This window comes from Streptomyces sp. NPDC048002 (assembly GCF_040653275.1).
GTDB lineage: Bacteria > Actinomycetota > Actinomycetes > Streptomycetales > Streptomycetaceae > Streptomyces.
In genome coordinates, this window is record NZ_JBEZNL010000012.1 from 80,564 (window position 1) to 102,843 (window position 22,280).

The 22,280-nt window shown below is 72.1% G+C and carries 17 protein-coding genes; 9 read left to right on the forward strand and 8 right to left on the reverse strand.

Annotated elements, in window-relative coordinates:
- Positions 1 to 75: 75 nt before the first annotated feature.
- Entirely contained in the window at positions 76 to 2,316 is a 2,241-nt protein-coding gene (locus tag AB0E07_RS17670; RefSeq protein ID WP_362252137.1) for a helix-hairpin-helix domain-containing protein, read from the reverse strand.
- Positions 2,313 to 3,299, reverse strand: a complete 987-nt coding sequence (locus AB0E07_RS17675) for an aldo/keto reductase (protein WP_362252420.1) — start codon at positions 3,297 to 3,299, stop codon at positions 2,313 to 2,315. Before AB0E07_RS17675 ends, AB0E07_RS17670 begins: the two co-directional genes overlap by 4 nt.
- Positions 3,300 to 3,489: 190 nt before the next feature.
- On the opposite strand from AB0E07_RS17675, the gene AB0E07_RS17680 reads away from it, so the two are divergent.
- Together AB0E07_RS17680 and AB0E07_RS17685 are read left to right on the forward strand one after the other, a co-directional pair.
- Positions 3,490 to 4,545, forward strand: a complete 1,056-nt coding sequence (locus AB0E07_RS17680) for an LLM class F420-dependent oxidoreductase (protein WP_362252140.1) — start codon at positions 3,490 to 3,492, stop codon at positions 4,543 to 4,545.
- 225 nt (positions 4,546 to 4,770) lie between these two features.
- On the forward strand, positions 4,771 to 5,559 hold the full coding sequence (locus tag AB0E07_RS17685; RefSeq protein WP_362252143.1) for a ferritin-like domain-containing protein: 789 nt from the start codon (positions 4,771 to 4,773) through the stop codon (positions 5,557 to 5,559).
- A gap of 4 nt (positions 5,560 to 5,563) precedes the next feature.
- Here AB0E07_RS17685 and corA read toward each other — a convergent pair whose 3' ends face one another.
- Positions 5,564 to 6,553, reverse strand: a complete 990-nt coding sequence (gene corA, locus AB0E07_RS17690) for a magnesium/cobalt transporter CorA (protein ID WP_362252146.1) — start codon at positions 6,551 to 6,553, stop codon at positions 5,564 to 5,566.
- 62 nt (positions 6,554 to 6,615) lie between these two features.
- Between corA and AB0E07_RS17695 the strand changes: the two genes are divergently transcribed.
- From AB0E07_RS17695 to AB0E07_RS17715, 5 genes are all read left to right on the forward strand, one after another.
- Positions 6,616 to 7,302, forward strand: a complete 687-nt coding sequence (locus tag AB0E07_RS17695; RefSeq protein WP_362252149.1) for a histidine phosphatase family protein — start codon at positions 6,616 to 6,618, stop codon at positions 7,300 to 7,302.
- A gap of 77 nt (positions 7,303 to 7,379) precedes the next feature.
- Positions 7,380 to 7,970: a DUF3090 domain-containing protein gene (locus AB0E07_RS17700; protein WP_362252151.1), complete on the forward strand. Its 591-nt coding sequence runs from the start codon at positions 7,380 to 7,382 to the stop codon at positions 7,968 to 7,970.
- A complete protein-coding gene (locus AB0E07_RS17705; RefSeq protein ID WP_362252153.1) occupies positions 7,934 to 8,752 on the forward strand; it encodes an SCO1664 family protein in 819 nt (272 codons plus the stop codon). The genes AB0E07_RS17700 and AB0E07_RS17705 overlap by 37 nt, the downstream gene beginning before the upstream one ends.
- Before the next feature lie 97 nt (positions 8,753 to 8,849).
- Positions 8,850 to 10,079, forward strand: a complete 1,230-nt coding sequence (gene mshC, locus AB0E07_RS17710; protein WP_362252155.1) for a cysteine--1-D-myo-inosityl 2-amino-2-deoxy-alpha-D-glucopyranoside ligase — start codon at positions 8,850 to 8,852, stop codon at positions 10,077 to 10,079.
- Positions 10,080 to 10,236: 157 nt separating this feature from the next.
- Positions 10,237 to 11,196, forward strand: a complete 960-nt coding sequence (locus AB0E07_RS17715) for a superoxide dismutase (RefSeq protein ID WP_362252158.1) — start codon at positions 10,237 to 10,239, stop codon at positions 11,194 to 11,196.
- 67 nt (positions 11,197 to 11,263) lie between these two features.
- Here AB0E07_RS17715 and AB0E07_RS17720 read toward each other — a convergent pair whose 3' ends face one another.
- The 5 genes from AB0E07_RS17720 to AB0E07_RS17740 all read right to left on the reverse strand — a co-directional run bounded on the left by AB0E07_RS17720 (position 11,264) and on the right by AB0E07_RS17740 (position 17,600).
- The gene (locus tag AB0E07_RS17720) at positions 11,264 to 12,238 is read right to left on the reverse strand and encodes a PAC2 family protein (protein WP_362252161.1); all 975 of its coding nucleotides are present in this window, start codon (positions 12,236 to 12,238) and stop codon (positions 11,264 to 11,266) included.
- A 172-nt stretch (positions 12,239 to 12,410) separates the two neighbouring features.
- A complete protein-coding gene (locus AB0E07_RS17725) occupies positions 12,411 to 14,027 on the reverse strand; it encodes a glycerol-3-phosphate dehydrogenase/oxidase (RefSeq protein WP_362252164.1) in 1,617 nt (538 codons plus the stop codon).
- A gap of 75 nt (positions 14,028 to 14,102) precedes the next feature.
- Positions 14,103 to 15,644 carry a glycerol kinase GlpK gene (gene glpK / locus AB0E07_RS17730; RefSeq protein WP_362252167.1) on the reverse strand — a complete coding sequence of 514 codons (1,542 nt, stop codon included), beginning with the start codon at positions 15,642 to 15,644 and terminating at the stop codon, positions 14,103 to 14,105.
- A 53-nt stretch (positions 15,645 to 15,697) separates the two neighbouring features.
- Positions 15,698 to 16,498, reverse strand: a complete 801-nt coding sequence (locus tag AB0E07_RS17735) for an MIP/aquaporin family protein (protein WP_362252170.1) — start codon at positions 16,496 to 16,498, stop codon at positions 15,698 to 15,700.
- 337 nt (positions 16,499 to 16,835) lie between these two features.
- Positions 16,836 to 17,600 carry an IclR family transcriptional regulator gene (locus tag AB0E07_RS17740; protein ID WP_362252173.1) on the reverse strand — a complete coding sequence of 255 codons (765 nt, stop codon included), beginning with the start codon at positions 17,598 to 17,600 and terminating at the stop codon, positions 16,836 to 16,838.
- A 285-nt stretch (positions 17,601 to 17,885) separates the two neighbouring features.
- On the opposite strand from AB0E07_RS17740, the gene metH reads away from it, so the two are divergent.
- Complete coding sequence (metH, locus tag AB0E07_RS17745; RefSeq protein ID WP_362252177.1) at positions 17,886 to 21,401, forward strand: methionine synthase; 3,516 nt, start codon at positions 17,886 to 17,888, stop codon at positions 21,399 to 21,401.
- 150 nt (positions 21,402 to 21,551) lie between these two features.
- Positions 21,552 to 22,253, forward strand: a complete 702-nt coding sequence (locus tag AB0E07_RS17750; RefSeq protein ID WP_362252179.1) for an HAD family phosphatase — start codon at positions 21,552 to 21,554, stop codon at positions 22,251 to 22,253.
- Positions 22,254 to 22,280: the final 27 nt, after the last annotated feature.

Below are 22,280 nucleotides of genomic sequence, written 5' to 3' on the forward strand. Positions count from 1 at the left end.
ATCCACGACCGCGGGAAGGGGCGGTGGCCCGGAGCTTTCGACTCCGGGCCACCGCCCCTCGCGCGCGCTACGCCCCTACCGGCCGTCGGCCGGGACCTGAGGCGCGAGCAGCTCCGGCAGCCGGGTCGTCCGGGGCTTGGCCGGGACCTCGGCCACGGCCCGGGGCAGCGCCTGCTCCACGCCGTGCACCACGGACAGATGACGCTCGGCCCGGCCGAACGCCGTGTACACCCACGGGCGGCTCAGCGTCCCCGCCGCGTCACCGGGCAGCACGACCACGACCGCGGGCCACCGGCTGCCCGCGGCCTGGTGCGCGGTGAGCGCCCACCCGTGCCGCACGGACTGCTCCACCCGCTCCTTCGGCACGACGACGTCCTCGCCCGCGCAGGACAGGTGCAGACCGTCCGCGTCGGCCTTCACCACACGGCCCGTGAGCGTGCGCCCCGGCGCGGGGGAGTAGGCGATCCGGTCGCCCGGGTCGAAGCCGCCGAAGCGGCCGGGGCCGGGGTTGAGCCGCTCCTTCAGCGCGTCGTTGAGCGCCCGGGTGCCCGCCGCCCCACCGTGGCCCGGGGTGATCACCTGGGTGTCCTCGGGCGGAATGCCGATCGCCCGGGGCACCGAGTCGGCGACCAGCTGCACGGTCCGGTGCACGGCCTCACCGGCGTCCCGCACCGGCACGATCACGACCTCCTTGCCGGGCGCCTCGACCTGGTTCAGCTCCCCGATCCCGATGCCCGAGACCAGTTCGCCGAGCGGGCCGGGGTCCGGCCGCCGGGACGCGATCTGCGGACAGACCCGCGCGGCCAGCAGATCAGCGAACACCCGCCCGGCACCGGCCGACCACAGCACGCCGGGATCCCCGGCCAGCACCAGCCGGGCCCCGTCCCGCAGCGACTCCACGACCAGCGCGGCCGTCTCGACGTCCAGCTGAGGCGCGTCCAGCAGGACCAGCAGGTCCAGGTCGAGGGCGCCGTCGGAGTCCCGGCCGGGGCCCTCGGCGCCGGAGAGCAGTCCGGCGACCGTGGCGACGCCCGCGTCCGAGCCGAGCGGCGCGGCGAACGCCTCCCGGCCCAGCGGTCCGTGGGCGGCGGCCCAGGCGCGCAGCCCCGTACCGCCCGCCGCCCGCAGCAGCTCCGCGGGCTCGGCGAGGGAGGCCGCCCCGCCGGTGTGCAGGACCAGCGCGTGTCCGGCGACCGCGCGGATCAGTTCGCCCGCCGAGCCACCGGCGGCAGTGGCGGCCTCCGCCCAGCCCGGCTCCGAACCGGCGGGCTCGGGAACGGAGTTGACCAGTCGGCCCAGACCGTCGGCGAGGCTCTCCTCGGCCAGGGCGTACCGCTCCAGTCCGACCAGGACCCGCACGGGCCGCTCCTCGTCGGGTTCCTCGGCCGAGCCGTCCTCCTCGCCCGCCCCCCGCGCCTCGTCGACCGCGTCCTGGAAGGCCAGCGCCTCGCCCTCGGCCAGCGCGTTCTGCACGGCCGTGTCGGCGTCCGGCACGCCCTGCCGGACGAGCGCGGCGGTGAGCGTCGGCAGCTCCAGGGCGGTGTGCCCGGCCACCGCTGCCTGCTCCAGCAGCCAGCCGGTCAGCGCGCGCCCGCGCCGCTCGTCGTCCGGTCCGCACCCGGCGCCGAGCAGGGCCCGCGCGAAACCGTCGGCCTGCTCCGGCCGGACCCCGCCGACGCGCAGCAACTGCCAGGGGTCCTCCCGCAGGTGGTCGGCCGCGTTCTCCCCGAGGACCGTGGCGACCTGGTCGGCGAGCGGGGCCGGGGCGCCTCCCTCGGCGAGGACCTTCCGTACGTCCTCCACCGTCTGCGGCGCGGTCGTCGCCGGCGCCTCGACGGGCACGGGCCGCGCGCGCGGAACCGGCTCCGGGGCGGGCCGCCGGGGCGCGGGTTCGGGCTCGGCGAAGACGGTGGCGGTGGGCTTCGCGCCGCCCTCCACGGCCCGGACGGCGGCCATCAGGTCGGCCGCCGTGCCGCTGAGCTTGGCACCGGCGTCGACGGGCCCGGACCGCTCGGCCCTGCGCCGCGCGATGCGCTCCCGCTCCACCCGCTGGGCGGCGAGTTCGGCCTCGGCCTCGGAGCGCTGCTTGGCGTCCTCGCCCGCGTCGGAGGCGGCGTCCTCGCCCGCGTCGGAGGCGGCGCCCTCACCCGCGCCCGAGCCCGCGTCCTCCGCCCCCGCGTCCTCCGCCCCGGCGTCCTCCGTCACCGCGGCCCCCGTCCCCGCGTCCTCCTTCACGCCCTCCGGCTCCGCACCCCCGGGTGTCCCGTCCGGCGTTCCCGGTCCGGACTCTCCCGCGGTCTCGGGCTCCGTGCTCACAGCGTGCTCCAGTCGTGATCGGGATAGCGGTGCACCGGCGCCGACACATCGTCGAGCGCCCGGCAGATCTCGTCAGGAAGACTAAGGGCCTCCACTGACAATGCCCCCGTGAGCTGCTGCGCGTTGCGCGCGCCGATGATCGGCGCGGCGACCCCGGGTCGGTCGCGGACCCAGGCGAGGGCCACCTGGAGGGGGGTGACCGCGAGCCCGTCCGCGGCCGTCCGCACCGCGTCGACGATCCGGCTCGCCGTGTCGTCGAGATAGGGCGCCACGAAGCGCGCCAGGTGCTCGGACGCGCCCCGGGAGTCCGGCGGCGGCGTGGCGGCACGGTACTTGGCGGTGAGCACCCCGCGGCCCAGCGGGGAGGAGGGCAGCAGGCCGACCCCGAGGTCCAGCGCGGCCGGCAGCACCTCGCGCTCCACGCCCCGCTGGAGGAGCGAGTACTCCAGCTGCGTACCGGCCAGCCGGGTCCGGGTGCCCGGCGCCGCGAGCTGCCAGGTCGCGGCCTTGGCGAGCTGCCAGCCGCAGAAGTTGGAGACGCCGGCGTACCGCGCGCGGCCGCTGCTGACGGCGATGTCGAGGGCCTGGAGGGACTCCTCCAGCGGGGTGTCCGGGTCGAAGGCGTGGATCTGCCACAGGTCGATGTAGTCGGTGCCGAGCCGTGCCAGGGAGGCGTCCAGGGCGGCGAGCAGATGCCCCCGGGAGCCGTCGACGCGGCGGTCGGGGTCGGGCACACTGCCGGCCTTGGTCGAGATGACCAGGTCATGGCGGGGCACCAGCCCCTCCATGAGCTGTCCGAGCAGGTACTCGGCCTCCCCGTCGCCGTACACGTCCGCCGTGTCGACGAGGGTGCCGCCGGCTTCCCAGAAGGTCTTCAGGAGGTCCGCGGCGTCATGCTCGTCGGTGTCCCTGCCCCAGGTGAGTGTGCCGAGTCCGATACGGGACACACGAAGGCCGGTCCGGCCGAGATGCCTCTGCTCCATGGACGCCGAGATTACTGGCCAGAGCATGTCGCGTGGGTACCTGTGGACAAGCAGTTTCGATCTCCACGACGGCACGGTGATCCAGCGCCGGAACGAGGCCGACGCCGCACCCCTCCGCCCTCCCCGCGAGCCCGCCGCCGCGCTATGGTCTCGGCAACAAAGACGTTACTGATCAGTAAGGGGATCGGCCATGCAGCTCGGGATCAACCTCGGCTACTGGGGTGCCGGAATGGACGGGGACAACCTCGCCGTCGCCCAGGAGGCCGACCGCCTCGGCTACGCCGTCTGCTGGGCCGCCGAGGCCTACGGCTCCGACGCGGCCACCGTGCTCAGCTGGGTCGCCGCGAAGACCGAGCGCATCGACGTCGGCTCGGCGATCTTCCAGATCCCGGCCCGTCAGCCGGCCATGACGGCCATGACCGCCGCCACCCTCGACTCCCTCTCCGGCGGCCGGTTCCGCCTCGGCCTCGGCGTCTCCGGACCGCAGGTCTCCGAGGGCTGGTACGGCGTCAAGTTCGACAAGCCGCTCGCCCGCACCCGCGAGTACGTCGAGATCGTGCGCAAGGCGATGAGCCGCGAGCGCCTCAGCCACGAGGGCGAGCACTGGACGCTGCCGCTGCCCGGCGGCCCCGGCAAGCCCCTCAAGCTCACCGTCCACCCCACCCGTGAGCACATCCCGCTGTACATCGCCGCGATCGGCCCGAAGAACCTGGAGCAGACCGGCGAGATCGCCGACGGCGCGCTGCTGATCTTCCCCGCCGCCGAGCACCTGGAGGAGACCGCGCTCTCCTCCCTGCGCGCGGGCCGCGAGAAGGCCGGCAAGACCCTCGACGGCTTCGACGTCTGCCCGACCCTCCCGCTCGCCCTCGGCGACGACAAGGACGTGGCGGCCCTCGCCGACACCTTCCGCCCGTACACCGCCCTGTACGTCGGCGGCATGGGCAGCCGCAAGCAGAACTTCTACAACCAGCTCGCCCGGCGCATGGGGTACGAGAAGGAAGCCGTCGAGATCCAGGACAAGTACCTCTCCGGCGACAAGCAGGGCGCCGCGGCCGCCGTACCGCACGACCTGATCGACAAGACGGCCCTGCTGGGCTCGGTCGACCGGATCGCCGACCGGATGAAGGCCTACGCCGCCGCCGGGGTCACCACCCTCACCCTCGCCCCGGCGGGCTTCACCCTCGACGAGCGCCTCGCCGCCCTCCGGGCCGGCACCGAGGCCCTGGAGCGGGCCGGACTCGCGTAACCCGCGGGGAAAAGTTCCGCGGCCGTGGTGGGGGCTCGGGGGTCTTCCCCGCCACGGCCGTCACGCGGAACAACGCGCCCACGCCCGTGCGGTTACGCCCCGGACGTGACCCCGGGGGTCCTCCTTTTGGCGGAGTTGTCCGACACACCTGTTGCAGCACCCCGCGCGCCGCATTTGACTCGTTCTTTGCGGAGTCCCGTGCAGGCACGCAGAGAGGTGCTCACGATGCTTTCGGCCAAGAGTCTGTTCCAGGAGATCCTCGACAACGACGAGTCCTTCGCCCTGTTCTGCTCCATCGCCGCGAGCGGGGAGTCCCAGGGCGGCTGGGAGAACGCCCGGATCGCCGCGCTCGTCCCGGACGGCGAGCGCGCGCTGGCCCCCAAGATCACCCGCCACGGCGCCGACGAGGACAAGCACGGGCGGATCTTCACCGCCCTGATGAAGAAGCGCGGACTGGAAGCCGTCCCCGTCCCGCCCGACACCGACTACACGATGCTCCTGGAGAACCACGGCATCGGCCTGGCCCACGAGAAGCTCAAGGGCGAGGAACGGCTCACCGTCGACGACATCGTCACCTACCTCGCCCACAGCAGGGTCACCGAACAGCGCGCCTCGGAGGAGATGGAGCTGCTGCGCAAGCACTTCTCCGACCACCCCGACCTGGGCCGCGCGGTACGGATGATCTCCAACGACGAGGACAACCACCTCGCCTACTGCCACGAGGAACTGCTCCGCTTCGCCCGCGCCGGCCACGGCCGAGCGATCCAGCGGACCCTGAGGGAGTGCGCGCTCGCCGAGATCCGGATCTACCGGGACGTCAGCCTCGCCGTCATGGCCCACATGGGCCGCATCCTCGGCTGGCCGCGCGCCAAGTCCGCGCTGCTCGCCGCCGGCATCCACGCCGTGTACGCCTGGGAACGGGCCGCCGGCTGGCGCCGGATGGTGTCCCTGGAGATGCCCGAACGCCGCGACGCCCTCGGCGGCCCGGCAACCTCCGCCCCCGAGTTCGCCTAGCCCCTCACAGCCAGCCCCTGCTCTTGAACATCCGGTACAGCAGGACCTCCAGGGCGGCCATGAGCGCGATCACGGCCGGGTACGACCACGTCCAGTGCAGCTCGGGCATGTGGTCGAAGTTCATGCCGTAGATCCCCGCGATCATCGTGGGGACCGCGGCCATGGCCGCCCACGCGGAGATCTTCCGCATGTCGTCGTTCTGCCGGACGCTCATCTGCGCCAGATGCGCCGACAGGATGTCCGACACCAGCCGGTCCAGGCCCTCCACCGACTCGTTCACCCGCGTCAGGTGGTCGCCGACGTCCCGGAAGAACGGCCGCGCGGCCTCGTTCACGAACGGCACCGACGTCCCGCCGCCCGTCCCCGCCAGCCGCGCCACCGGCATCGCCAGCGGCCCGGTCGCCCGTCGGAACTCCAGGATCTGCCGCTTGAACGTGTAGATCCGGGACGCGGCGTGCCGGGAGCCGCCGCTCGGCGAGAAGACGTCCGCCTCCAGCTCCTCCAGGTCCGTCAGCAGCTCCGCCGCCACCTCGACGTAGTGGTCCACCGCCGCGTCCGCGATGGCGTACAGCACCGACGTGGGCCCCTTGGCCAGCAGCTCCGGCTCCCGCTCCAGCCGGGCCCGCACCGCCTTCAGCGGGGAGCCCTCACCATGGCGGACCGTCACCGCGAAGGAGTCGCCGAGGAAGACCATCACCTCGCCGCTGGACACGGTGTCGCTCTGAGGCTCGTACACGACCGGCTTCAGGACCACGAACAGCGAGTCGTCGTAGACCTCCAGCTTGGGCCGCTGATGAGCCTTCAAGGCATCCTCGACGGCCAGCGGATGCAGTCCGAACTCCTGGCTGACCAGGTCGAACTCCTCCTCCGACGGAGCGTGCAGACCGATCCAGACGAACCCGCCCGCCGCGCGGGCCGTGCCGAGCGCGTCGGAGAGGTCCACCGGCCCCTCGGTCCGCCGGCCGTCCCGGTAGATGGCACAGTCGACGATCACGGAGCGTATTCTCCCGTCCGCCCCCGGCCGACGCACCCCGAGGTGCGCCTACCCTGGGCCGCATGCCCACCCTGATCCTGGTCCGGCACGGACGTTCCACCGCCAACACCGAAGGACTGCTCGCCGGCTGGACCCCCGGCGTCGCCCTCGACGAACGCGGCGCCGCACAGGCCGCCGCCCTCCCCGGGCGCCTCGCCGGGCTGCCGATCTCCGAGATCGTCACCAGCCCGCTGCAACGCTGCCAGGAGACCGTCCGGCCGCTCCTCGAAGCCCGCCCCGGGCTGCGCGCCCACACCGACGAGCGGATCGGCGAATGCCACTACGGCGACTGGTCCGGCCGCAAGCTCGCCGAACTCAAGGACGAGCCGCTGATGGACGTCGTCCAGGCCCATCCGTCGGCCGCCGCCTTCCCCGGCGGGGAGTCCATGCGCGCGATGTCCACGCGCGCCGCCGAGGCGGTCCGCGAGTGGAACGCGCGCGTGGAGGGCGACCACGGCGCCGACGCCGTGTATCTCATGTGCTCGCACGGCGACATCATCAAGTCGCTCGTGGCGGAGGCTCTGGGGCTTCATCTCGACCTCTTCCAGCGGATCGCTGTCGAACCTTGTTCCATCACAGCGATCCGTTACACCCGTCTCAGGCCGTTTCTCGTCCGCCTCGGCGACACCGGGGACTTCGCCTCGCTCGCGCCGCGCGAGGAACCGCCCGCCGGCGACGCCCCGGTCGGTGGCGGTGCGGGCGCACCGTGATCGCCGGGCGCAGTAGGGTGAAGCGGTCGCGGTAGCGGCCCGCTCACGACCCCTCACGATTCCCATGGAGACAGGACGTGTCCCGTCAGGTGTTCCTCTACGACCCGCCGGAGCGTTTCGTGGCCGGCACGGTCGGACTGCCCGGACGCCGTACGTTCTTCCTCCAGGCGTCCGCCGGCTCCCGGGTGACCAGCGTGGCCCTGGAGAAGACCCAGGTCGCGGCACTCGCCGAACGCATGGACGAACTCCTCGACGAGGTCGTACGCCGCACCGGGGGCAGCGCCCCCGTCCCCGCCATGGCCCCCACCGAGGTCGCCGACACCGCCCCCCTCGACACGCCGATCGAGGAGGAGTTCCGCGTCGGCACGATGGCCCTCGCCTGGGACGGCGACGAACAGCGCATGATCGTCGAGGCGCAGGCGCTGGTCGAGCTGGAGGCAGAGTCCGACGAGGACCTCGCCGAGGCCGAGGAGCGGCTCCTCCAGGACGAGGAGAACGGCCCCCCGATGCTGCGGGTCCGGCTCACCGGCGCGCAGGCCCGTGCCTTCGCCAAGCGCGCCCTGGACGTCGTCAACGCCGGGCGGCCGCCGTGCCCGCTGTGCAGCCTGCCCCTGGACCCGGAGGGACACGTATGTCCGCGCCAGAACGGATACCGCCGCGGAGCGTGACCACGACGGACCTGCTCACCGAGGGCGAGCTGACCGTACGCGGACGCATCCGTGAGGCCTCCAACGCCGCCCTGTTCTGCACGGTCTCCCTCGGGGACCGGGAGGCGTCCTGCGTCTACAAGCCGATCGCCGGCGAGCGGCCCCTGTGGGACTTCCCCGACGGCGACCTCGCCCGCCGCGAGGTCGCCGCATACACGGTCTCCGAGGCGACCGGCTGGGGCCTCGTCCCGCCCACCGTGCTGCGCGACGGCCCCTACGGCGAGGGCATGTGCCAGCTGTGGATCGACGTCGTGCCCGGCACCGAACTGCTCGCCCTCGTGGACCGCGAGGAACCCGGACCGGGCTGGCGCGCCGTCGGGTTCGCCGACGTCGGCGAGGGCCGCACCGCCCTGCTCGTGCACGCCGACGACGAGCGGCTGCGCCGCCTCGCCGTCCTGGACGCCGTCATCAACAACGCCGACCGCAAGGGCGGCCATCTGCTGCCGGCGGCGGGGGAGCGGCTCTACGGCATCGACCACGGCGTCACCTTCAACGTCGAGGACAAGCTGCGCACCCTGCTGTGGGGCTGGGCGGGCGAGCCCCTGACCCCCGAGGCCGTCACCGTGCTGGAGGGCCTCCAGCGGGCCCTGGAGCCCGACGGGACCCTCACGGCCGCCCTCACCCCCCTGATCACCGCCGCGGAACTGGACGCCACCCGCGCCCGTATCGCCGCGATGCTCGCCACCGGCACCCACCCCGAGCCGGGCGGCGAGTGGCCCGCGATCCCCTGGCCGCCCGTATAGCCCCAGCACACGGACCGGGCACCCGCAAGAACGCCCTACCGGCCATCCGGCCCGGTCCGGTTCGTATATGGAACGACGGTCCGGTTACGCTCATGTCATGTATGCCTGGCCCGCTTCTGAGGTCCCCGCCCTGCCCGGCGAGGGCCGCGACCTCCGGATCCACGACACCGCGACCGGTGGACTCGTCACCCTCGACCCCGGTCCCGTCGCCCGTATCTACGTCTGCGGCATCACTCCGTACGACGCGACCCACATGGGTCACGCGGCGACCTACAACGCGTTCGACCTCGTGCAGCGCGTGTGGCTCGACACCAAGCGGCAGGTCCACTACGTCCAGAACGTCACCGACGTCGACGACCCGCTGCTGGAGCGGGCCGAGCGCGACGGCGTCGACTGGGTGGCGCTCGCCGAGAAGGAGACCGCCCTCTTCCGCGAGGACATGACCGCCCTGCGCATGCTGCCCCCGCGGCACTACATCGGGGCCGTCGAGGCGATACCCGGCATCGTGCCGCTCGTCGAGCGGCTCCGGGACGCGGGCGCCGCCTACGAGCTGGACGGCGACACCTACTTCTCCGTCGAGTCCGACGCCCACTTCGGCCAGGTCTCCCACCTCGACGCCGCCGCCATGCGGCTGCTCTCCGCCGAGCGGGGCGGCGACCCCGACCGCCCCGGCAAGAAGAACCCGCTCGACCCGATGCTGTGGATGGCGGCCCGCGAGGGCGAACCCAGCTGGGACGGCGGCTCCCTGGGCCGTGGGCGCCCCGGCTGGCACATCGAGTGCGTCGCCATCGCCCTGGACCACCTCGGCATGGGCTTCGACGTCCAGGGCGGCGGCTCCGACCTCGTCTTCCCGCACCACGAGATGGGCGCCTCGCACGCCCAGGTGCTGACCGGCGAGTTCCCCATGGCCAAGGCGTACGTCCACGCCGGCATGGTCGCCCTGCACGGCGAGAAGATGTCCAAGTCCAAGGGCAACCTGGTCTTCGTCTCGGCGCTGCGCCGCGACGGCGTCGACCCGGCCGCCGTCCGCCTCACCCTCCTCGCCCACCACTACCGCTCCGACTGGGAGTGGACCGACCAGGTGCTCCAGGACGCCCAGGACCGCCTCGCGCGCTGGCGCGCCGCGGTCTCCCGCCCCGACGGCCCGCCCGCCGAGGCGCTCGTCGAGGAGATCCGCGAGGCCCTCGCCCACGACCTGGACGCCCCGGCCGCCCTGGCCGCGGTCGACCGCTGGGCCGCGCTCCAGCAGGAGCGCGGCGGCGAGGACATCACGGCCCCCGGGGTCGTCTCGCGCGCCGTGGACGCCCTGCTCGGCGTCGCGCTGTAGGACGCGGACCCGGCAGCACCCGCCGCCCGGCCGGTGCTGTCGAGTCGCTGTCGAACGGCTGAGGAGTGCTGTGGGCGGCGCGCCCCGTGTGATGGGGTGGACCGCAGTTGACCGTCGGACCGGCCAACTGCCGGTCCCTCACGCGGAAGGGCTCCCCGTGGCTCCCACTCACGGTTCCTTCGCACAACCCCTCAGCCGACGCGGACTGCTGACCGCCGGCGCGGCGGCCACCGGCGCCGCGCTGGCCGGCACGCCCGCGCGGGCCGCCAACCCGACGACCGTCATCCCGCTGCCCGACGGCTTCCGCCCCGAGGGCATCACCATCGGCGGCGGCCCCTACGCCTACCTCGGCTCCCTCGGCGACGGCTCCCTCTACCGCGCCGACCTGCGCACCGGCACCGGCACCGTCGTATCGCCCGGACCCGGCACGCCCTCGGTCGGCCTCAAACTCGACGACCGCGGACGGCTGTTCGTCGCCGGGCGCGGTCAGGGCGCCCGGGTGGTGGACGCCCGCAGCGGCGAGATCCTCGCCTCGTACGTCCTGAGCACCACCACCCCCACCTTCGCCAACGACGTGTTCCTGACCCGCCGCGCGGCCTGGTTCACCGACTCCTACCAGCCCGTCCTCCACGCCCTCCCGCTCGGCAGGCACGGCCAGCTGCCGCGCGCGGACGACGTCGTACGGATCACCCTCGGCGGCGCCTGGAGCCAGGTGCCCGGCGAGGTCGTCAACGCCAACGGCATCACCCGCACCCCCGACGGATCGGCCCTGCTGGTCGTCCAGTCCGGGGTCGGCGCGCTGCACCGGGTGAACCCGCGCACCGGGGTCACCGCACTGGTCGACCTCGGTGACGCGGCCCCCCTCACCAACGGCGACGGTCTGCTGCTGACCGGGCGGACCCTGTACGTCGTGCAGAACCGGCAGAACGCCATCGACGTGTTCACCCTGGCCGCGGACGGCCGCAGCGGAGTCTTCCGGCGCCGGATCACCGACCCCGCCTTCGACGTGCCGACGACGGTGGCCGCGTACCGGGGCCGGCTCTACCTGCCCAACGCGCGCTTCACCACCACCCCGACGCCGTCCACGACGTACTCCGTGGTCTCCGTGCCCAAGTGACCGGGCAGCGCGCCGGTATGACGGACGAGGGCGGTGCGCCGGTGCGCACCGCCCTCGTCCCTGCCGCTCACTCCTCCGAGGAGTCGTCGTCCTCGGGTTCCGGCCTCGGCGGCTTCGGCGGCCGCGTCCGTCCGCCGGGGCCGTCCCTGCGGTAGGTGCCCTCGCCGCCCTCGGCGGTGGCGTGCCCGCCGGCCGTCGGGCCGCCGTCCCGGCGCCGCAGATACCGCTCGAACTCCCGGGCGATGGCCTCGCCCGACGCCTCGGGAAGCTCCGCGGTGTCCCGCGCCTCCTCCAGCGTCTGCACGTACTCGGCGACCTCGCTGTCCTCCGCGGCCAGTTGGTCCACGCCCACCTGCCAGGCACGCGCGTCCTCGGGCAGTTCGCCCAGCGGGATCCGCACGTCGATCAGGTCCTCGAGCCGGTTCAGCAGCGCCAGCGTCGCCTTGGGGTTGGGCGGCTGCGAGACGTAGTGCGGCACCGCCGCCCACAGGCTGACCGCCGGCACCCCCGCGTGCGTGCACGCCTCCTGGAGCACCCCGACGATGCCCGTGGGGCCCTCGTACTTGGTCTCCTCCAGGTCCATGCGCCGGGCCAGGTCCGCGTCCGACGTGGTCCCGCTGATCGGGACCGGACGGGTGTGCGGGGTGTCGCCCAGCAGGGCGCCCAGCACGACCACCAGCTCCACGCCCAGCTCGTGCGCGAAGCCGAGCAGCTCGTTGCAGAACGAGCGCCAGCGCATGGACGGTTCGATCCCGCGGACCAGCACCAGATCCCGCGGCTTCTCGCCGCCCACCCGGACCACCGACAGCCGGGTCGTGGGCCAGGTGATCTTCCGTACGCCCGCGTCCATCCACACCGTGGGGCGGTTGACCTGGAAGTCGTAGTAGTCCTCGGCGTCCAGCGCCGCGAACACCTCGCCCTTCCACTCCCTGTCGAGATGCGCGACCGCGGTGGAGGCTGCGTCGCCGGCATCGTTCCAGCCCTCGAACGCGGCCACCATGACCGGGTCGATCAGCTCGGGAACCCCCTCGAGCTCGATCACCCAGTGCCTCCTTCCGACGTGCCCTCGCCTGACCACCCAACCTTACGGCGTGCGGCGGGGGCGCCCGCAGCCCCCTTGCACGGGGGAGTGAACGGATCACTGCCCCGATCACCACCCCCGAACACCCCTGCCCGCCGGTGGTCAGGCACCGGCGGGCAGGGAAGCGGAGGAACTACCGCTGGTCGAGCAGACCCTGGACCTTGCCGCGGACCTCGTCGGTGGCGAGGCCCCGGATCGTCAGCGTCGTACGGCGGCGCAGCACGTCGTCCGCCGTCTCGGCCCACTCGGTGTCCCGGGCGTAGACGACCTGCGCCCAGATCTCCGGGGCGTCGGGGTGGACGCGCTCGGCGAGTTCGGGGTTGTCGTTGGCCAGCCGGGCGATGTCGAAGGCCAGCGAACCGTAGTGCGTGGCCAGGTGCTTGGCGGTGTCGGCGCCCATCCGCGGGCCCGGCGCCGGCCGGTCCACCAGCAGCCGGTGCGCCACCGCGCGCGGGTTGGCGACACCGGGCAGCGGCAGCTTCTTCGGCAGCGACTTCACCGGCTCGAAGTCGTCGCCCAGCGGGTGGCCCGGCAGCGCCTGAAGCTTCTGCATGACGGTCCGCCCGATGTGCCGGAACGTCGTCCACTTGCCGCCCGCGATCGACAGCATCCCGCCGCGGCCCTCGGTGACGACCGTCTCGCGCTTGGCCTTCGCGGTGTCGCCGGGGCCTCCCGGCAGCACCCGCAGACCCGCGAAGGAGTAGGTGATCAGATCACGGGACAGCTGCTGGTCGCGGATGGAGAACGCGGCCTCGTCGAGGATCTGGGATATGTCCTGCTCGGTGACGGACACGTCCGCCGGGTCGCCCTCGAACTCCTCGTCGGTGGTGCCGAGCAGGAGCATGTCCTCCCACGGCAGGGCGAAGGTGATGCGGTACTTGTCGATCGGGGTGGCCAGCGCGGCCTTCCACGGGGAGGTCCGCTTCAGGACCAGATGCGCGCCCTTCGACAGACGGATCGACGGCGCGGCATCGGGGTCCTCCATCCGGCGCAGGTGGTCCACCCACGGGCCGGTCGCGTTCAGCACCAGGCGGGCGGTGACCCCGAACTCGTCGCCCGACACCCGGTCGCGCAGCTCGGCGCCGGTGACCCGGCCCTTGGTGAACCGCAGCCCGGTGACCTCGGCGTGGTTCAGCACGACCGCGCCGGAGTCGACGGCGGCACGCACCGTCATCAGCGCCATACGGGCGTCGTTCATCTGGTCGTCGCCGTACACGGCCACGGCCTTGAGGTTCTCGGTGCGCAGCTCGGGCACGTCCTGCGCGGCCTTCGCCGGGGAGAGCAGGTGGCCGACCCCGTCACCGAACGCGGAGAGCGCGGAGTAGGCGAAGACGCCCGCCCCGAGCTTCGCGGCGCCGTGCGGCCCGCCCTTGTACACGGGGAGGTAGAAGGTGAGCGGGTTCGCCAGGTGGGGGGCCACCTGGCGGGAGACCGCGCGCCGCTCGAAGTGGTTCTCCGCCACCAGCTTCACCGCGCCGGTCTGCAGGTAGCGCAGACCGCCGTGGAGCAGCTTGGAGGAGGCGGAGGAGGTGGCGCCGGCGAAGTCGCCGGCGTCGACCAGAGCCACCCTGAGGCCGGACTGCGCGGCGTGCCAGGCGGTGGAGATGCCCAGGATGCCGCCGCCGATCACGAGAAGGTCGTACGACGCCTTGGAGAGCTGCTCCCGGGTCTCGGCCCGGCTCGGGTTGGAGCCGGAGGCCGGGCGCGTGCCGAGGGCAGGCACGGACTGCAGGGTGGACTGACTGGTCATTTCGGGTTCTTACTCCTCATCAGAGCGTGCGGCAGGGCTCGGGGAGCCCGCTGACGGGCTCCCCGCGGCCCTCGGTCACTGCTCGTCGTCGTCGATCCAGCCCATGGTCCGCTCGACGGCCTTGAGCCAGGTCTTGTACTCACGGTCGCGGGTGTCCGCGTCCATGCGGGGGGTCCACTCGGCGGCCCGCCGCCAGTTGGCGCGCAGGTCGTCGGTGCTGGTCCAGAAGCCGACGGCGAGACCGGCGGCGTAGGCGGCGCCGAGGCAGGTGGTCTCGGCGACCATCGGGCGCACCACGGGGGCGTCCAGGAAGTCCGAGAGCGTCTGCATCAGCAGGTTGTTGGAGGTCATGCCGCCGTCGACCTTGAGGGCCGCGAGCTCCACGCCCGAGTCCTTGGTCATGGCGTCCGTGATCTCACGGGTCTGCCAGGCGGTGGCCTCCAGGACGGCACGCGCGAGGTGCGCCTTGGTGACGTACCGGGTCAGACCGGCGATCACACCGCGGGCGTCGGAGCGCCAGTGCGGGGCGAACAGTCCGGAGAAGGCCGGCACGAAGTAGGCGCCGCCGTTGTCCTCGACCGAGAGCGCGAGCGTCTCGATCTCGGCCGCGGTGGAGATCAGGCCCATCTGGTCGCGCATCCACTGCACCAGCGAACCGGTGACGGCGATGGAACCCTCCAGGGCGTAGACCGGCGCCTGGTCGCCGATCCGGTAGCCGACCGTGGTCAGCAGGCCCGAGTAGGAGTTGATGATCTTCTCACCGGTGTTCATCAGCATGAAGGTGCCGGTGCCGTAGGTCGACTTGGCCTCGCCCTCGGAGAAGCAGGTCTGGCCGAACAGGGCCGCCTGCTGGTCGCCGAGCGCGGAGGCGACCGGGATGCCGCCGAGCAGCTCGCCCAGCTTGCCGCCGGTGATCTCGCCGTAGACCTCGGCGGAGGAGCGGATCTCCGGGAGCATCGCCATCGGCACGCCGATGGACTCGCAGATCTTCTCGTCCCACTCCATGGTGTGCAGGTTCATCAGCATGGTGCGCGAGGCGTTGGTGACATCGGTGACGTGCCGGCCGCCGTTGACGCCGCCGGTGAGGTTCCAGATGACCCAGGAGTCCATGGTGCCGAAGAGGATGTCGCCGGCCTCGGCGCGCTCGCGCAGGCCCTCGACGTTGTCCAGCAGCCAGCGGGCCTTGGGGCCGGCGAAGTAGGAGGCCAGCGGAAGGCCGGTCTCGCGGCGGAAGCGGTCCTGGCCGACGTTGCGGCCGAGTTCCTTGCACAGGCCGTCGGTGCGGGTGTCCTGCCAGACGATGGCGTTGTGGACGGGCTCACCGGTGTTCCGGTCCCACAGGAGAGTGGTCTCCCGCTGGTTGGTGATGCCGATGGCCTTGATGTCGTCGCGGGTGATGCCGGCCTTCTCGATGGCTCCGGCGACGACCTCCTCGACGTTGGTCCAGATCTCGTCGGCGTTGTGCTCGACCCAGCCCGGCTTGGGGAAGATCTGCTCGTGCTCCTTCTGGTCGACGGAGACGATGCGGCCGTCGCGGTCGAAGACGATGCAGCGCGACGAGGTGGTGCCCTGGTCGATGGCGGCGATGAAGGGGCCGGCGGTGTGGGCGTCGGTCACTGTGTGCTCCTGGAAGTCCGTGGGTTGAGGGGTGTCTACCTGTGCTTTGTGCTCTAGACGAAAGCGACGTTGTAGATGCCTGCGGCGACGGCCGCGCCGAGCAGCGGGCCGACCACCGGGACCCAGGCGTAGCCCCAGTCGGAACCGCCCTTGTTGGGCAGGGGCAGCAGGGCGTGGACGATGCGCGGACCGAGGTCACGGGCCGGGTTGATCGCGTACCCGGTCGGGCCGCCCAGGGAGAGGCCGATGCTGACCACGACGAGCGCGGTGATCAGACCGCCCAGGATGCCGAGGCCGTCACCGGAGCCGTTGAGGCCCTGGGTGAGCACGGCGAGGATCAGCACGAAGGTGCCGATGACCTCGGTGGCCACGTTCTGCCAGGCGACGCGGACCTCCGGACCGGTGGAGAAGACGCCGAGGACGGGGCCCGCGCCCTTCTCCCGGGCCTCGACGGCCTTGGCGGTGGTGGCCTGGGCGCCGGGGCCGCCCACGATCTCCTTGTCGGTGAGGTGGGCCTGGAACTGGCCGTAGTAGGCGACCCAGACCAGGGCCGCGCCGATCATCGCGCCGAGCAGCTCGCCGGCGAAGTAGACCGGAACGTCGCTCCACGGGATGCCGTCGTCCTTGATCGCGAGTGCGAGCGTCACGGCCGGGTTGAGGTGGGCGCCGGACAGGGGCGCCGAGATGTAGACCGCCGTGAGTACCGCGAAGCCCCACCCGAAGGTGATGGCGAGCCAGCCGGCGTTACGGGCCTTGGAGGCCTTCAGCGTGACAGCGGCGCAGACGCCGCCGCCGAGCAGGATGAGTATGGCGGTACCGATGGTCTCGCCGATGAAGATGTCGGAGCTGGACACCCGCGACTCCTTTGTCCTTCGTCCAGGGGAAGCCGAACCCCGGGTCCCACCGGTGGTTCGCGCCCTCGGGGGTGAGAGCAGTACCGGCCCTTGGCGTTGTCACACTCTAGCGCGTATTGCCGGTAGGTGTTCGACAATGCCGACCGATGGACGGGAGTCTTGCTCCGGCGTTACGTGTGCGTCAAGAGTTCTGTTATCGAAAGCGCGATCGTTATTGATCGGTGTGGGTTATCTATGCGGACCGGGACCCTTGGGGCGACATTCCCGTTTTGTCCGTATCAGGGTATGGCGAGGACCGGAATGCCGTAAGGCATCCCGGTCCACGAACCGTCCTGACTCAGAAGCGCCCGGCGCCCAGGTCCCGCGACACCGCGCGGGCGCAGTCCCGTACCGCGGCGACGACCTCGGGGCGCACCTCGCCGTCCTGGCACAGCCGCTCCACGGCACCCGTGACGCCCACCGCGCCCACCGGCATCCGCCTGCGGTCGTGAATGGGCGCGGCCAGGGAGGCGACCCCGTCCCAGGTCTCCTCCACGTCCGCCGCGTAACCCCGCGCGCGGGTCAGGTCCAGGAGGCTCTCGAAGGCGTCCAGCTCGCACACGGTCCGGTCGGTGAACGCCTTGCGGTCACCCTCCAGCGCCTCGGTGTGCGCCACCGGGTCGTACGCCGACAGCACCTTGCCCAGCGCGGTGGAGTGCAGCGGCTGCATGGCCCCTATCTCCAGCACCTGCCGGCTGTCGTCGGGGCGGAAGACATGGTGCACGATCAGCACGCCCTGCTGGTGCAGCACGCCCAGGTAGACGCTCTCGCCACTGGAGCGGGCCAGGTCGTCCGTCCACACCAGGGCGCGCGCCCGCAGCTCGTGCACGTCCAGATAGGTGGTGCCCAGGCGCAGCAGCTCCGCGCCCAGCTGGTAGCGGCCGGACGCCTCGTCCTGTTCGACGAAGCCCTCCTGCTGGAGCGTGCGCAGAATGCCGTGCGCGGTGCCCTTGGCGAGCCCCAGCGAGGAGGCGATGTCCGACAGGCCGAGCCGACGCTCGCCGCCCGCGAGCAGTCGCAGCATCGCGGCCGCCCTTTCGAGCGACTGGATGTTCCGTGCCATCGCCGTCCCTGCCTCCGTCCCCTTCGACCGCCGACCTCGACGCTGTCGCTGCCGATGTTCGGCAATGCCGAACACTACCGGTCCATGACGACCAACCGCCAATGGTCGGCCGGGATCTGTTGCGTCACTGGTATCGCGATCGTGGTCCGCCCGTCATCCCCGTCCGCCCCGTGGACGTGCCGACCATCGGCGCCGGGTCCCGGTTACGCTGGCGGCGTGCGCCCACCGCGGATCCGACCGCAAGGGCGCAAAGCCGACAGCCGTCGCACCTCAGGGAGCCCCTACATGGCCTCGTTGCCAACGACCCCTTCCGCCGACAGCCGGACCCGCGTGTCCGCGCTCCGCGAGGCACTCGCCACCCGAGTGGTGGTCGCCGACGGAGCCATGGGCACCATGCTCCAGGCCCAGGACCCCACCCTCGAGGACTTCGAGAACCTCGAAGGGTGCAACGAGATCCTGAATCTCACCCGCCCCGACATCGTCCGCTCCGTCCACGACGCGTACTTCGCGGTGGGCGTCGACTGCGTCGAGACGAACACTTTCGGGGCCAACCACACGGCGGCCGCCGAGTACGAGATCGCCGACCGGGTGCACGAGCTGTCCGAGTCCGGGGCCCGCATCGCCCGCGAGGTCGCCGACGAGTACGCCGCCCGTGACGGCCGCCCCCGCTGGGTCCTCGGCTCGGTCGGCCCCGGCACCAAGCTCCCCACCCTCGGCCACGTCGGCTACACCGTCATCCGCGACGGCTACCAGGCCAACGCCGAGGGACTCCTGGCCGGCGGCGCCGACGCCCTGATCGTCGAGACCACCCAGGACCTCCTGCAGACCAAGGCATCCGTCCTCGGCGCCCGCCGCGCCATGGAGGCCACCGGCACCGACGTGCCCCTGCTGGTCTCCATGGCCTTCGAGACCACCGGCACCATGCTCCTCGGCTCCGAGATCGGCGCCGCGCTCACCGCGCTGGAACCCCTCGGCATCGACATGATCGGCCTGAACTGCTCCACCGGCCCCGCCGAGATGAGCGAGCACCTGCGCTATCTCACCCGGCACTCCCGCATCCCCCTGCTGTGCATGCCCAACGCCGGCCTGCCGATCCTCACCAAGGACGGCGCCCACTTCCCGCTCGGCCCCGAGGGCCTCGCGGACGCGCAGGAGAACTTCGTCCTCGACTACGGCCTCAGCCTGATCGGCGGCTGCTGCGGCACCACCCCCGAGCACCTGCGCCAGGTCGTCGAGCGGGCCCGCAGCCTCACCCCCGGCGAGCGCGACCCCCGGCCCGAGCCCGGTGCCGCCTCCCTCTACCAGACGGTCCCCTTCCGCCAGGACACCTCCTACCTCGCCATCGGCGAGCGGACCAACGCCAACGGCTCCAAGAAGTTCCGCGAGGCCATGCTGGACGGCCGCTGGGACGACTGCGTGGAGATGGCCCGCGAGCAGATCCGCGAGGGCGCGCACCTGCTCGACCTGTGCGTCGACTACGTCGGCCGCGACGGCGTCGCCGACATGGCGGAACTGGCCGGCCGCTTCGCCACCGCCTCCACCCTCCCGATCGTCCTGGACTCCACCGAGGTCGACGTCATCCAGGCCGGCCTGGAGAAGCTCGGCGGCCGCGCGGTCATCAACTCCGTCAACTACGAGGACGGCGACGGCCCCGAGTCCCGGTTCGCCAAGGTCACCGCGCTCGCCAAGGAACACGGCGCCGCGCTCATCGCGCTGACCATCGACGAGGAGGGCCAGGCCCGCACCCCCGAGAAGAAGGTCGAGATCGCCGAGCGGCTCATCGACGACCTCACCGGGAACTGGGGCGTTCACGAGTCCGACATCCTCATCGACACCCTGACCTTCACCATCTGCACCGGCCAGGAGGAGTCCCGCAAGGACGGCATCGCCACCATCGAGGCGATCCGCGAACTCAAGCGCCGCCACCCCGACGTGCAGACCACGCTGGGCCTGTCGAACATCTCCTTCGGCCTCAACCCGGCCGCCCGCATCCTGCTCAACTCCGTCTTCCTCGACGAATGCGTCAAGGCCGGACTGGACTCGGCGATCGTGCACGCCTCCAAGATCCTGCCGATCGCCCGCTTCAGCGAGGAAGAGGTGCGGACCGCCCTCGACCTCATCCACGACCGCCGCGCCGAGGGCTACGACCCGCTCCAGAAGCTGATGGCCCTGTTCGAGGGCGCCACCGCCAAGTCCCTCAAGGCCGGCAAGGCCGAGGAACTGGCCGCGCTGCCGCTGGAGGAGCGCCTCAAGCGCCGCATCATCGACGGCGAGCGCAACGGCCTGGAGCCCGACCTCGACGAGGCCCTTCAGACCCGCAAGGCCCTGGACATCGTCAACGAGACCCTGCTCGACGGCATGAAGGTGGTCGGCGAACTGTTCGGCTCCGGCCAGATGCAGCTGCCCTTCGTCCTCCAGTCCGCCGAGGTGATGAAGGCCGCGGTCGCCCACCTCGAACCGCACATGGAGAAGTCCGACGCCGAGGGCAAGGGCACCATCGTGCTCGCCACCGTCCGCGGCGACGTCCACGACATCGGCAAGAACCTCGTCGACATCATCCTGTCCAACAACGGCTACAACGTCGTCAACATCGGCATCAAGCAGCCCGTCTCCGCGATCCTGGAGGCCGCCGAGGAGCACCGCGCGGACGTCATCGGCATGTCCGGACTGCTGGTCAAGTCCACGGTGATCATGAAGGAGAACCTGGAGGAGCTGAACCAGCGCGGCCTCGCCGCCGACTACCCCGTCATCCTCGGCGGCGCCGCCCTCACCCGGGCCTACGTCGAGCAGGACCTGCACGAGATCTACGAGGGCGAGGTCCGCTACGCCCGCGACGCCTTCGAGGGCCTGCGCCTGATGGACGCCCTCATCGGCGTGAAGAGGGGCGTCCCCGGCGCGAAGCTGCCCGAGCTCAAGCAGCGCCGGGTCAGGGCCGCGGCGCAGACGGTCGTCGAGGAGCGCCCGGAGGAGGGGCACGTCCGCTCCGACGTCGCCACCGACAACCCCGTGCCCACCCCGCCCTTCTGGGGCACCCGCGTCATCAAGGGCATCCAGCTCAAGGAGTACGCCTCCTGGCTCGACGAGGGCGCCCTGTTCAAGGGCCAGTGGGGACTGAAGCAGGCCCGCACCGGCGACGGCCCGACCTACGAGGAGCTCGTCGAGACCGAGGGCCGCCCGCGGCTGCGCGGCCTGCTGGACCGGCTCCAGACCGACAACCTCCTCGAAGCGGCCGTCGTCCACGGCTACTTCCCCTGCGTGTCCAAGGACGACGACCTGATCATCCTGGACGAACAGGGCAACGAACGGACCCGGTTCACCTTCCCCCGCCAGCGCCGCGGCCGCCGGCTGTGCCTGGCCGACTTCTTCCGCCCCGAGGAGTCGGGGGAGACCGACGTCGTCGGCCTCCAGGTCGTCACCGTCGGCTCCCGCATCGGCGAGGAGACCGCCAAGCTCTTCGAGTCCAACTCCTACCGCGACTACCTCGAACTCCACGGACTGTCCGTGCAGCTCGCCGAGGCACTCGCCGAGTACTGGCACGCCCGCGTCCGTTCCGAGCTGGGCTACTCCGGCGAGGACCCCGCCGAGATCGAGGACATGTTCGCCCTGAAGTACCGGGGCGCCCGCTTCTCCCTCGGCTACGGCGCCTGCCCCGACCTGGAGGACCGCGCCAAGATCGCCGAGCTGCTGCGGCCCGAGCGCATCGGCGTCCACCTCTCGGAGGAGTTCCAGCTCCACCCCGAGCAGTCCACGGACGCCATCGTCATCCACCACCCGGAGGCGAAGTACTTCAACGCACGCTGAGCCGTCCCTCCACCCGGTCTCCGGTGTGCCCCGGGCCACGTCCGTTAAAAAGGGCACCACAGCCACCGAAGACGTACACTGGTCGGTCCACTGAAGGCCGGTTCCCCGCGCGGGAACCGGCCTGATCGTCCCTCAAGGAGGTGCGCCCGGATGACCAGCACGGTCCCCGCGCCAACAACCCGTACGGCGGAAGGCTCCGCCCTCCAAGCCGTACTCCTCGACATGGACGGCACCCTCGTGGACACCGAGGGCTTCTGGTGGGACGTCGAGGTCGAGATCTTCGCCGGCCTCGGTCACACCCTCGACGACTCCTGGCGCCATGTCGTGGTCGGCGGCCCCATGAGCCGCAGCGCGGGCTTCCTGATCGAGGCCACCGGCGCGGACATCGCCTTCGCCGAGCTGAGCGTGCTGCTCAACGAGGGCTTCGAGCGCCGTATCGGCCGGTCCCTGCCGCTGATGCCGGGCGCCGCCCGGCTGCTCGCCGAACTCGCCGAGTACGGCATCCCCACCGCCCTGGTCTCCGCCTCCCACCGGCGCATCATCGACCGTGTCCTGACCTCCCTCGGCCCGCAGCACTTCCGGCTGACCGTGGCCGGCGACGAGGTGCCCCGCACCAAGCCGCACCCCGACCCCTACCTCGCCGCCGCGGCCGGACTCGGCGTGGACCCCACCCGGTGCGCCGTCATCGAGGACACCTCGACCGGTGTCGCCGCGGCGGAAGCGGCCGGCTGCCATGTCGTGGCGGTGCCCTCGGTCGCCCCGATCGCACCCGCCCACCGCCGAACCGTCGTCAACTCCCTGGAAGACGTGGACCTGACATTTCTGCACGGTCTGATGACGGAAATGCGCTAGCCGTTCACCGAGCGTGCCACCGCGCCG